The sequence below is a fragment of the Novosphingobium mangrovi genome, assembly GCF_022818885.1.
Classification (GTDB): Bacteria; Pseudomonadota; Alphaproteobacteria; order Sphingomonadales; family Sphingomonadaceae; genus Novosphingobium; species Novosphingobium mangrovi.
In genome coordinates this window covers 50,064-61,939 of the sequence record NZ_JALHAT010000028.1, presented here as the reverse complement: position 1 = coordinate 61,939, position 11,876 = coordinate 50,064, and the positions used below count along the sequence as shown (strand labels likewise).

Genomic DNA, 11,876 nt, shown 5'->3' with positions numbered 1-11,876 from the left:
CATGACGGATCCCGTTTCCTCGACTTCGACCGGAGCCGCTTCTGCGGCTCCGGTTTTCACCGCGTCCGCGCCCCGCCCCTCACCGGCTCAGGGCTGGGTCATGGTGGGCATGCTGTTCCTGGCCGGGATCCTCTCGGTCATCGACCGCGCCGCTCTCAACATCCTGGTCGACCCGGTCCGTGGGGACCTTGGCATCAGCGATGAACAGATCGGCCTTCTTCAGGGCCTCGCCTTCGGCCTGTTCTATGCCTTCATGGGTCTGCCCATGGGCCTTCTCGCCGACCGCATCTCGCGCCGCAACCTGATCGCAGGCGGCATCGCGCTGTGGAGCGTGGCGACCATCGGCAGCGGCCTGGCGCAAAGCTTTGGCTGGCTGTTCGGCGCCCGCCTTCTGGTCGGTCTGGGTGAAGCGGCCCTCGGCCCGGCGGCGATCTCGCTCATCGCCGATCTCTTCGCGCCCGAACGGCGCGGGCGTCCGATCTCGGTCTACATGATGGGCCAGGGCCTCGCCAATGGCATCGCCATCTCGGTGACGGGCCTGCTCGTTGCGGCTGCGGCCGCCGGCACCTTCGACGGCCTGCCCCTCGTCGGCCACCTCGTGCCCTGGCGCATGGTCTTCGTGATCTTCGGCGCTATCGGGCTCCTCGTTTCGGCGACGATGCTCTTCCTGACGCGCGAACCGCCCCGCCAGGACGTCGCGGCCCAAGGCGTGCCCCGTGCTCCCGGCGCAGCGGAAGCCGCCTATCTGTGGCGCAACCGCGCAATCCTGATGCCGCTCTACCTTGCCTTCGCGCTGGTCTTCACCGTGGCCTACGGCTCGATGTCCTGGGCGCCCACGATGCTGATCCGCAGCTACGGCGCAGATGCTGGCTTCATGGCGAGCTTCCTGGGCCCGGTCTCGATCGTCTTCTCGGCTTTCGGTCCGCTTCTGGGCGGCACCTTGCTCGACCGCTCGATGCGCTCGGGCAACACGATGGCGCGCTTTGCGATCCTCTCGCTGGCCCCCTTCTTCGCCCTGCCCTCGATCTTCGCCGTGATCTCGACCGACCTTCACGTGGCTTCGGTCATGGTCGCGTCCTCGAACGCGGTGTTCTCGGTGATCGGCACGGTCATGTTCGCGACGCTCCAGTCGGTCGTCCCTCCGCGCATGCGCGGCAGTTCGATCTCGCTGACGCTGGTCCTGAACACGATCCTGGGCGCCAGCCTCGGGCCGCTTCTGGTCGCGACCTTCACCCAGCGCGTCCTTCAGGACGAGAGCCAGGTGGGCTGGTCAATCGCCTGGGTCTGCCTGCCCTTCCTGCTGATTTCGGCAGGGCTCTACGCCCTCTCCTGGCGCGCGATGCGAAAAGCGCGCGCGAACGGGGGCAGCGAATGCGCTGCCCTCATCGATGGAGAGCTAGCCTGACAACATTGCGGGGCGGGTGCCGGAAAGGCACCCGCCCCGTTTCATTTTCAAGCACCACAAATTTCCGGGGGGAACGATTTGATGAGGGGTCTTTTGAAGGGGCTGGCAATTGCGCTGGTCGCCGTGATCGTGCTGGCAGGCGGGGTCCTGCTGACGATGCGTCTGGGCTGGTGGAACCCATCTTATGAGGAGGTCAAGGCCGCGCAGGCAACGCCCCCTTCCACCTTCGAGCAATACGGCACCGCCAACATCCACATGCGCGATGAAGGCCCCCGCGACGGGCCGGTCGTCATCATGCTGCACAGCTCGATGACGAACCTGCGCGAATGGGACGCCTGGACCGACCAGCTCAAGGATAGCTACCGCGTCATCCGCTTCGACTGGCCACCCTATGGCCTCTCCACCGACACGGCGCCTTCGCGCGGCATGCCCGGCATCGTCGAGCTCCTCGAGAAGATCGTGGAGCGCAAGGGCCTCAAGAGCTTCGTCCTCGTGGGCACCTCGAGCGGGTCGACCATCTCCACCCTCTACACCGCCAAGCACCCTGAGAAGGTCCGTGCGCTCGCGCTTTCCACCCTGCCCTTGAAGGCACCGCCGCCGCCCGAGTTCAGCCGTCTCCTGTGGTCGATGGTCTGGATTCACGAGAACCTCGTGCCCAACTACTACCCGCCCTACTACTACCGCGTCTCGCTCTCCGAACTTTACGGCAAGCCCGAGCGCCTGACCGACGAAACGGTCGAGTGGTACTACCAGACCAACAACATTCCCGGCGGCTTCGACAACGTGCGCCAGTACTACGCCGCGAACCAGAAGGCGGTCTGGGCCAAGGGCGCGGGCGATGAGGCGGGACAGATCCGCGTGCCGATCCTGCTGCAATGGGGCGATGCCGACCCGGTGCTCCCCAAGTACCTTTCCGATGATGCGGTCAAGCAGTTCAGCAACGCGCCTGTCGATGTGATCCACTACCCCGACGTCAGCCACTACCCGATGCTGGAACTGCCCGAGAAGACAGGCGCGGACCTGCGCGCCTGGCTCGACGCGACGCTGGGCGACGAGCCGGCAGCCACTGACACGAAGGACACCCGATGATGCAAATGGCCCGCCCTCTTCTGGCGCTTGGCTCGGCCCTGGCTCTCAGTGCGACGGGAGCCCTCGCCGCCCCCGCCGCGCCCGACTTTCCGAGCGACGACGCGCTGCGCGCCAGCTACGCACTGCCCAACTCGCAGTTTGCCACGATCGAAGGCGAGCCCGTCCACTTCGTCGATGAAGGCAAGGGCCCAGCCATTCTGCTCGTCCACGGCTCCTTTGCCAGCCTGCGCCAGTGGGACAACTGGGCCGCGGAACTGGCCAAGAGCTACCGTGTCATCCGCTACGACAAGGCGCCCGCCGGTCTCTCCGGCCCGAACCCGCAAGGGGACTATTCCACCGAGCACCAGATCGGGGTCATCGATGCCCTGATGACCAGGCTGGGCATCGAACGCTTCACCCTCGTCGGCACGTCGAGCGCGGGCACGCCGACGGCGGCCTACGCGGCAGCACACCCCGAACGGCTCGATGGCCTCGTCCTCTCGAACATCGCGGCCGGGCCCATCCATCTCGACGTCGCGACATTGCCCGAGGAGTTCCGCACAGTGCTGGCCGAAGACGCCACGCACCCGGGCTGGCACCGCCCGGAATACTGGCGCCAGATCCTTCTCGCCAATGTGGTTGACGACAGCAAAATTACGCCTGAACTGGTCACCCGCTGGACCGGGCTCAACCACCGCATGCTGCGCGATCCCGAAGTCCCCAAGCAGGTCTTTGCCGCCATGGATCACGACCGTACGCCCGCTGATCTCGCGCAGATCACGGTCCCGACCCTGCTCCTGTGGTCGGACCAGGATCACGAGACCAAGCTGGAAACCCACGGCATCAAGGCCTTCAGCGCGCTCAAGACCCACGACAAGACCCTGGCGGTGGTGCCCGAATGCGGCCACATGATGCCGCTCGACTGTCCGACACGTGCGCTGGAAAAGGCCCTGCCCTTCTTCGCGCGCGTGGCCACGAAGTGAGCGGCATCAATCGCCGCGCCGCGCTGGGTACACTGGGATTGGGTTTCGCCGCCAGCGCGCTTCCCTTCCCAGCGCGCGCTGCCGAGACTTCGGGCGAGGACCCCGCGCTGGAGCCCGAGCTCGAGATAGTCGACCCGCACTTCCACCTGCGCGATTTTTCCGATCCCGAAGCACCGGGCGAGCGCTATCTGGCGCAGGACTTCACGGACGACATCGCCCGTTCGGGACACCGCATCACGGGCAGCGTCTTCATCGAATGCGGGATCATGTACGATACCCCGGGCAAGGACGCCGAGCGCTCGCTGGGGGAGACCCGATACGTCGGTGAAATCGCCGAGGCCCATAGCGCGACCGGCCTCGCCGCTGGCATCGTCGCCAAGGTGGATCTGACCCGTCCAGAAGGTCTCGAGACCTTGCTCGCCCGCCACGAAGAGGCTGCAAAGGGCCATCTTCGCGGCGTGCGCAACTCGATCGCGACCGCTCCATTCCCGCCGCTTTCGGGGATCCGGAACGATCCCAAGCTATTGCAGGACGCGGCCCTTCGCGAAGGCGTCACCCTGCTCGGACGCAAGGGTCTGGTGTTCGAATCCTGGCTGTTTCATCCGCAGATGGACGAGTTGGTAGCCCTCGCGAAAGCCTGTCCGGACACGACCATCGTGCTGGAACACCTGGGCTGCCCGCTGGGGCTAGGGCCCTATGCGGGTAAGCTCGATACGACCTTCGCCGAGTGGCGCCCGGCAATGGCGCGCCTCGCGCAGTGTCCCAACGTGGTTGCCAAGATCGGTGGGCTCGGGCCCTTCATGGGGCAGATGGCGACACCCGAGACGACATCGGTTTCGCTTGCGCGCGACTGGAAACCCTGGATCGAGACGGCCATCGAGCTGTTCGGCCCCCAGCGCTGCATGTTTGAGAGCAACTGGCCAGCCAACCGCCCTGCCTCGACCTACGGCCAGATCTGGAACGCCTTCAAGCTCGTCACCCGCGGACTGTCCCAAAGCGAACGGGCCGCGCTGTTTTCCAGCACGGCCCGCTCCATCTATCGCATCTGAGGTCTTCGGCGGCCTTACTTGGTCGCCGAACACGCGTACCAGCTGCCGAGCAGCGCGCGCCCCTCAGGGTGGCCTTCGGTGAAGAAGTCCGTGCGGTCAGGCTTCAGGCAGGTCGTGCCCTTGCGGTACCCGACGTGGACGTTCTCTACGTCAAAGCCGGCATCGGTCGCCACCTTGACCCAATCGGTCCGGGCAAGCGAGGTCATGAACGGCTCGTTGTTGTAGTGGCTCTCGAAGTCGCAGCGCATCTGGTCCCACAGGGCCATGTGCTCATGGCGCGGCGGCACGTCGACGTGGCACATCACGCCGCCCTTGCGCAGGAGGCGGAAGCACTCCTTGAACACACCGCGCATGCCCTTGGCCGAGGTTTCGTGCAGCACGGCCGAGGAGCAGACGAGATCAAAGCTCTCGTCCTCGAAATTGGTGTGCTCGGCGTCCTGCTGGCTGAAATGGATGGGGACGCCCATCGATTCCGCACGGGCATGGCCGTAGCGCAGCATCGGCGCACCGACATCGAGCGCGAAGACCTCCGCATCCGGAAACGCCTCGGCAATCGCCAGTGTCGAGTGGCCGACCGAGCAACCCAGGTCCAAAATGCGCTTGGGCTTCAGGTCAGGATGGAAGTCCTGCACGTGGCTCGCGAGCGTGTGCCCGCGCCCGTCGTTCTTCCAACCGCCGTTGAGATTGCGCAGGTAGGTGGAGGCGAAGCGGTCGTAAAGCGCGCCCGCGCGGAAATCGAAGTCCGAGGTATCAACGACGTAGCTACCGGGCATGCGGTGGTGGTCGAAGGCCGCGATGTAGCGTGGAATTTCAAGCTCGGGGTTGAGGGTGAGCGATCCCTTCGGGCTTGCCACCTGCGCGCCGACCTTTTCCGACAGCTCGTCGTACTGACGGTTGATCGCGGCATCGAGCCCGTACCAGATGCGGTCCTGATAGTGCAGCGACAGCGTCAGCCAGTACTGGTGGAGCGGATGCGCTTCCAGCTTCTGGCGGACCTGGCGGCTGCTCGTCGGAGCTGCGCCGGTTTCCTTCTCGACTTCGGGCACGATGACCTCGTCGAGGAGGCGCCGGTCGAGCGGATCGATGTTGCGGTTGGTCCACGCGCGCATGGCGAGGAAGTGATCTTCCAGCGCCTGTTCGTCGTGGTTGGCCTGCGGCATCACCGCGTGGCCGAAATGTTCCTGCTTATACTGTTCCATGGCCGTCTCCCGCCCTGTGGATGTATGTTTGGAATTACGTTCAGTCGCGGGTAACCGCGTCGAGAACGCCCTCGTATTCCTGCTGTTCGGCCAGCGCCTGAGGCACCAGCTTGTCACGTCCTGCACCCAGCACGCGGTCGTAGATGCCTTCGCGGTAGCCCGCGCGGTAGGCCTTGGCCGCCGCGTCGGGCGCGAACCCGTCAACATCCGCCGGACCGTGCAGACCGGCTGCGGCGAGCAGGCGCTCGTTGGCATCGAGCCGGTCCTTGAGGACGACCACCTCGCCCATGAGCGAAAGGACCATGCTTGCCAGCGCGTCGACCGTCTCGTTCTCGAAGACGACCGGCTGGCTGCCCTTGGACCGGGCGATACGCTCGCGGTTCTTGCGTTCCACCATCTTCAGGGTCACTCCGTAAGTTCGAAACGGAACACGTTGCCGGTGCGGGCGACGATGTCCTTCTTGTCGAGATCGGGGCCGTGGGCCTCCTCGGTCTCAGCGTCCTTGGCCTTGAGATCGTATCCCGTCTGGCTCGAGAGCACGACCACGATATCGGTCTCGTCCTCGATGGCAAAGGGGAATTCGTGCCAGGTGCCAAGGTGCAGCGAGAACCCTGCCGTGCCGTCAAAGCGGAATGCGCGCACCTTGGAGAGGTCGGGCAGTTCGCCTTCGCTCGGCGGCGCCATGACCGCGATGAAGGGCTTGCCGCCCAGCGGCAGGAACGCCTGCGTGTGCTGGAAGTGGCGCTCCATGTAGCGCACTTCCGGTTCACGGCGCGTCATCTGCGCCAGCGTCATATCGACCGGGTGTTCGGAGGTGAAGCGCGTGGGATAGCTCATCCGCACGGCGCCCTTGTAGAAGTCCACCGAGACCGGTTCGACCGGCGCCTGGCGTCCCACGATGTCGCCAAATGCCGCCGTATTCTCTGCCGTGGCCTCCTCGACCGTCAGAGAAATGATGGTGTGTTCGTCCATTGGTATTGTCCCCTCGCCCGATGTTGTGCCCGGGCTTTGCAGGACAGCACCTTGACCCTTCGGGCACCTCGGTGCGGACTGGATCGCCATCCTGTCCGGCTGGCGGACAGGATGGCCTCCGAATTGGTCACCACAGGCCCACTGCGAGGGGCCATATGGCGTGGGTTACTTGGCCATCAGGCGCGCGGGCAGTGCATCGGTAATCCGGGCATCGAGTGCGGATTTCGCGGCCGCATCACCCTGGCCGTAGGCTTCGAGGAACAGCCCCACATATCGGTTCGCGAGGTCAATTTGCGCCAGCTGCGGCGGACCGGGCTGACTGTCATCACAGATGATGCCGCCGAAATAATGGTTCGCCCCCTGAAGCACGAGACCGTAGCGGCTCCCGCCTTCGGCCGCGGCATCGAACGGCGCAAGGTGGCCCTTCCACGCCTCGCTCTCGGGATCCTCGATGCCCGGAGGATTGTCGATCGTGCCGGTCTGGATAAGCGCGGGAACGGCAATCTTGCCGTAGCCTTCGGCCGTCATCAGCACCGGTACGGGTGCGGGCGGCGAGAAGGCGACCACGGCCTTGGCGAGGCGCGGATAGAACGGCCCGGAAATTCCCTCGGGCGCCACGCCTTGCGAACCACCCAGCGTCGTCGCGACAAGGCCGCCATAGGAGTGGCCTGCCGCGATGAAGGGCGTCTCGCCGATCTCGGCGATGAGCAGACGCATATCCTCGATCCGGGTCTTCCAGCTGGCAAGGCCCGGGAAGTCCTTGGTCCGCGGATGCTCGCGCGAGTCCACGTGAAGCGGCGCAAGCACGTGGTACCCGGCTGCAATCCAGGGCGCGAGAATGAGGTCGTAGTGCCAGGGCGCGGAACCCGCGCCATGCGAGAAGAGGATGGTTCCGCGCGCCGTGCCTTGGGGCACCCACTCGCTCACCGAGACCTCGCGGCCTCCCGGAGCCATGAGCGTGCGCGTGGTGGTCGCAGGGCTGCCCGAAGCCAGCACCGGCCTTGCCGCCAGTGCCGCGGCCAGAGCCAGCGAACCACCCAGAACCATGCGGCGCGAATGCGCGGAACCCATCGTCATGCTTACTTGCCCGCTGCCTTCATGTATTCGATCAGCGACTTGCGGTCTTCCGGCTTGGGAAGACCGGCAAAGACCATCGAGGTGCCCGGAACCACCGTCGCGGGGCGGGTCAGCCACTTGTCGAGGGTCTTCTCGTCCCAGGTCAGGTCCGCCTTCTGCATGGCGGCCGAGTACTTGAAGTTCTTCACCGCGCCCGCCTTGCGGCCGACAACACCGGCGAGGTTCGGGCCGACCTTGTTGGCGCCGCCCTTGTTCACCGTGTGGCAGGCCATGCAGCGCATGAACAGCTGCTTGCCGCGCGCTGCATCGGCCGAAGCGACCGACGGCGCGAGCATGGCCGTCGCCGCGGCGACCATGGAGAGAGTGGAGAGCGAGACGATCTTCCGCATGAAATCCTGTGTCCTTCCTTGCAGGCTGAGCCTTGATTAACCGCTTCTCTCTAGCAGGTTCTACCTGTCTGAAAGCTGCACCAAAGTGCTGTGCCTGCGCATTTTTCGTTTAATTGTTATAAAATGTAGCCATTTACGCCACAGCGCCGTGAAAGGTTTGCATCCTTTATCCGCGCAGCGGTCAGCGATGTGTTGCAAGCCAGCGCTGAGCACGCAAGCGCGCATTCGCCCGAATATCCGCCCAGAACAAACCGATGTCGTGATAATGCATCACTCCGGTACCGGGCAGCGGCTTCAGCTCGAGCCCCGGCGCCGGGTAAACCACCAGCATCCCGCGCTCGCAACGGGCTGCAACCGCACCTTCACGCAAGGGCGCCATCGCACCGAAGCCCGGTGAACCGGGCACCGCACCCTTGGCCTGCGCCGAAAGGTTGGACGGCTGACTGCGCTCGAAGGTAACGGGATTCACGCAGACCATCTGCTGCCCGGCCTGCGGTCCGTAGATATCGATAAAGCTCTTCTCGTAGGCCGATACAATCGGATCGAGGTCGGTTCCCGCAAGAATGGCGTTCCACTGGACAAGACATCCGGTCTGGTCACCATGGTCGCACACGGGCACGGACCCGAAGCGCAGCGGCACTTCGGCCTCGGCAATGTTGATGCCCACGATGTAGGCCGCGACGAGACGCTCCTGGAGGGGCGTTCCTGCAACCTTCTTCTCAAGAAGATCGCCCACGTGCTTCCCGCCCTGGCTGTGCCCGGCAAGAATGAATGGACGCCCCTCTCCGATGTGCTCCAGGAACCAGTCGAAGGCCCGCTCGATGTCGGTGTAGGCCAGCGCATAGGCCGCGTCGGTATGAGGCCGTGAGCGAAGGGCGTTGGTGCTCGCCGCGCGGTAGCGCGGGGACCAGATCTCACAGCACGCCGAGAATGCACTGGCCTGGCGCTGGACCACGCTCTCGTCGGTCCAGCGGTTCGCCTCGGCATCGGCCGGGTCCTGGGTCCAGTCATCCTCTTTGGACAGGAAAGTCGTGGGGTGGACGTAGAACACGGCAACGCCCGGATCGGCGGTGTTTGGAGTTGCGCCTTGCGGCAGGGCTCCGGCCGGCCCCGGCCCTCCAGGTCCCGCCGACCACATGGCCGGATCGGCATAATCGGGCGGCGCGACCGCGCCTTCGCGAACCTCGCGCGCGCCCTCTTCCAATTGCGTGGGGGTGGGGACTGGCCCCACGCCTTGCGCGAGTGCCACAGGGCTTGCGCACATCAGCGCGGCGGCAAGCGCCGCGCGTGTCATCCTGCCCGAGTGTCCGTTGACCATCCTGCGCATCGTCGCCCCCCTTTTGTATCAGTGTCCGTCAAGAAAGCCGCGGACATCGTCCGCGAAGTCCTCGTCCGCAAAGGCCAGAAACCCGTGCCCGCACCCTTCCAGTTCGCGATAGATCCCGCGTTCCAGCAGCTGCGCCGCCTCGCCCGTCACCGCGTTCAGGTCATCCTCGCTGTTGAGGATCAGGGCGCGGTGCGGCAGCGCGGAAAGGACCGCGATCAGATCGTAGTCGAAGACCGCACGGTAGCCCCAATCCATCCGCTCGCCCGTGCGCAGGCATTCAGCCATCGCGACCTGCCGCTGCGCGCCATCGAGGCGGCGGTCGGCAAAGCTCGACTGGAAAGCATGGAGCTGTTCGGCGCGCGCAAGGCTGCCGTCGACCGGCGGGAACATGCCATCGATCCCGCCCAGCATGTCCTGGCGGGCCGCGTCGCCGAACGCGGGCAAGCTGCAGAACACCAGGTGCCGCACGCGGCCATCGTATCGGGCCAGTTCGGCGGCGAGGACAGAGCCCGTGTGATGGCCCATCGCATCGTAGCGGGTGAGTGCGAAGCCCACGTCTGCCGCCAGGACTTCGAGCCCTTCGGACAGCGCCGCGGCCAGTTCCTCGACCGAAGCCGGTTCGGGCGGCGCATCGCTTTGCCCGTAGCCCGGCGTATCAGGGGCGATCACCCAGCGATCCCGGCTCATCAGTGCCAGCACCGCATCCCAGTCACCTCCGTGGCTCGGCGTCTGGTGAAAGCAGACCAGCGGCGGCGCGACCGGCACGGCTTCCGGCTCCGCGATCCGCACATGCAGCTGCCCGAAACGGCAGGGTACGTAAGCGCGGCGGAGCCGGGGATGCTGCATGATCGGGATCAGTCCTTTGCGATGCGATAGCGCGAGAAGACGATGAGGCTGACAACCTGCAGCGCCGCCGGGATCAGGCTGTAGAGCAGCAGGATGCCGGTAATCGCATGCGGGGTCTGCTCGACCGCGCCGCCCTTGGAGGAGACGAAGCCGAAAGCACTCATCACGAGGCCTGCAATGACCGGGCCCAGCGCGAAGGACAGCTTCTCGATGGCGGAGAAAAGCCCGGCGAAGACGCCCTCGTTCGCGGTACCGGCCCGGCGGCGCTGGAAGTCGATGGTGTCGGTCAGCATCGAGAGCGCAAGCATGATGAAGGCCGCGTTGCTGATCCCGATCAGCGCGCCGCGCACCAGCACGAGGAGGTGCTGCGTGCCCAGTACACCGACACCGGGCAGCGTCATGATCTCGTCGGTGGCAGGCGCCATCCAGTACCAGGACACGGTCACCGCGGTCCACATGGCCGAGGCGAAGACATAGGTCTTCTCCTTGCCCCAGCGGCGCGAGAGCGTGAACCACAACGGCTGCGCGGCAATGCCCGCAATCGACATCACGAGGATGAAGGCCGGAATGATCCAGACCGCCTGGAGCGCGTAGAGGAAGACAAAGCCGATCACGGTATAGCCCGAGGCCTGCCCGATATTCTGGATCAGGCAAGTGAGGACCAGGATCAGGTAGGGCTTGTTGGTGCCGATCACCTTGAGCTGGCTGAGGAGACTGCCCTGTACGGAATCGTCCTCGATCATCGGCACGCGGGCAAGCCCGATGGCGGTCACCAGCATGGTGACAAGACACACCGCGCCCAGCGTCAGCGCCATGACCGTCCAGCCATGCTCGCCCCCGCCCAGCCAGTAGATCATCGGCTGCGCGACCCCGACGCCGACAAGGACGCCAAACGTCGAGAAGATCATGCGGAAGATCATGATCCTCGTGCGCTCATGCGGGTCGGGCGAAAGCGTCGCCGCGATCGCGAGATAGGGCACCGAGAACATCGAGAACGCGGTGGAGGCCAGGAAGAACAGCAGGCAGGTGAGCGCCGCGGAGACCATCGGGCTCGCGCTTTCGGTCAAGGTGAAGAGCGCGACGAAGCCAAGGCTGGTCAGGATGGCGCCGCCGACCAGGAATGGCGTGCGCCCATAGAGCTTGCGCACCCGGTCCGACCAGGCGCCGACAAGCGGGTCACAGGCGATCAGCCAGAGCTTGGGAATGAGCACGACAAGCCCGGCCAGCCAGGCTTCGACGCCCAGCATCGTGGTCATGAACAGCGGCAGCAGGACCGCGGGGGTGTCGCGGAAAACCTGCGCGCCCAACTGGCCCGTACCATACCGCAGCAGGACGGATGCGCCGACCTTGCCGCCATCGGGGCCGGTCTGCGCAGAGACGGTCGAGGGCTGGGACAAGGTACCGCTCGGGGAGAGATCGGTCATCGAGGGGGGGAGCTCCGAATAAGTCCATGTGCCGATTGCGTTAAATCAAGGATCTTCATCGCACGGCGTCTATGGCAGCGTGGTGTTCTCCTTTCGCCGCGTGCACGCACCGCTTTAGGGATGCGATATCCGACAGG

General features: G+C 65.4%; 12 protein-coding genes. 4 read left to right on the top strand and 8 right to left on the bottom strand.

Going from position 1 to position 11,876, the window contains the following annotated elements; translation table 11 throughout:
• Position 1 precedes the first annotated feature (1 nt).
• The 4 genes from MTR65_RS14470 to MTR65_RS14455 all read left to right on the top strand — a co-directional run bounded on the left by MTR65_RS14470 (position 2) and on the right by MTR65_RS14455 (position 4,505).
• A complete protein-coding gene (locus MTR65_RS14470; RefSeq protein ID WP_243801406.1) occupies positions 2–1,405 on the top strand; it encodes an MFS transporter in 1,404 nt (467 codons plus the stop codon).
• Positions 1,406–1,486: 81 nt separating this feature from the next.
• Positions 1,487–2,494, top strand: a complete 1,008-nt coding sequence (locus MTR65_RS14465; protein ID WP_243801404.1) for an alpha/beta fold hydrolase — start codon at positions 1,487–1,489, stop codon at positions 2,492–2,494.
• 5 nt (positions 2,495–2,499) lie between these two features.
• The gene (locus MTR65_RS14460; protein ID WP_243801402.1) at positions 2,500–3,456 is read left to right on the top strand and encodes an alpha/beta fold hydrolase; all 957 of its coding nucleotides are present in this window, start codon (positions 2,500–2,502) and stop codon (positions 3,454–3,456) included.
• Complete coding sequence (locus tag MTR65_RS14455) at positions 3,453–4,505, top strand: amidohydrolase family protein (protein WP_243801400.1); 1,053 nt, start codon at positions 3,453–3,455, stop codon at positions 4,503–4,505. The genes MTR65_RS14460 and MTR65_RS14455 overlap by 4 nt, the downstream gene beginning before the upstream one ends.
• Before the next feature lie 14 nt (positions 4,506–4,519).
• Here the strand turns inward: MTR65_RS14455 and MTR65_RS14450 are convergent, their stop codons facing one another.
• From MTR65_RS14450 to MTR65_RS14415, 8 genes are all read right to left on the bottom strand, one after another.
• Positions 4,520–5,704: a class I SAM-dependent methyltransferase gene (locus MTR65_RS14450; RefSeq protein ID WP_243801398.1), complete on the bottom strand. Its 1,185-nt coding sequence runs from the start codon at positions 5,702–5,704 to the stop codon at positions 4,520–4,522.
• 40 nt (positions 5,705–5,744) lie between these two features.
• Complete coding sequence (locus MTR65_RS14445) at positions 5,745–6,101, bottom strand: hypothetical protein (protein WP_226638492.1); 357 nt, start codon at positions 6,099–6,101, stop codon at positions 5,745–5,747.
• An 8-nt stretch (positions 6,102–6,109) separates the two neighbouring features.
• Positions 6,110–6,676 (bottom strand): ureidoglycolate lyase, encoded by a 567-nt coding sequence (locus MTR65_RS14440; RefSeq protein ID WP_243801396.1) that lies wholly within the window; start codon positions 6,674–6,676, stop codon positions 6,110–6,112.
• Positions 6,677–6,841: 165 nt separating this feature from the next.
• Positions 6,842–7,753 carry an alpha/beta hydrolase family protein gene (locus tag MTR65_RS14435; protein WP_243801394.1) on the bottom strand — a complete coding sequence of 304 codons (912 nt, stop codon included), beginning with the start codon at positions 7,751–7,753 and terminating at the stop codon, positions 6,842–6,844.
• Positions 7,754–7,755: 2 nt separating this feature from the next.
• Entirely contained in the window at positions 7,756–8,142 is a 387-nt protein-coding gene (locus tag MTR65_RS14430; RefSeq protein WP_243801391.1) for a c-type cytochrome, read from the bottom strand.
• Between the two features lie 181 nt (positions 8,143–8,323).
• The gene (locus tag MTR65_RS14425; protein ID WP_243801389.1) at positions 8,324–9,469 is read right to left on the bottom strand and encodes a DUF3089 domain-containing protein; all 1,146 of its coding nucleotides are present in this window, start codon (positions 9,467–9,469) and stop codon (positions 8,324–8,326) included.
• Positions 9,470–9,487: 18 nt separating this feature from the next.
• Positions 9,488–10,315: an alpha/beta fold hydrolase gene (locus tag MTR65_RS14420; RefSeq protein WP_243801387.1), complete on the bottom strand. Its 828-nt coding sequence runs from the start codon at positions 10,313–10,315 to the stop codon at positions 9,488–9,490.
• 8 nt (positions 10,316–10,323) lie between these two features.
• Positions 10,324–11,739: an MFS transporter gene (locus MTR65_RS14415; protein ID WP_243801385.1), complete on the bottom strand. Its 1,416-nt coding sequence runs from the start codon at positions 11,737–11,739 to the stop codon at positions 10,324–10,326.
• Positions 11,740–11,876: the final 137 nt, after the last annotated feature.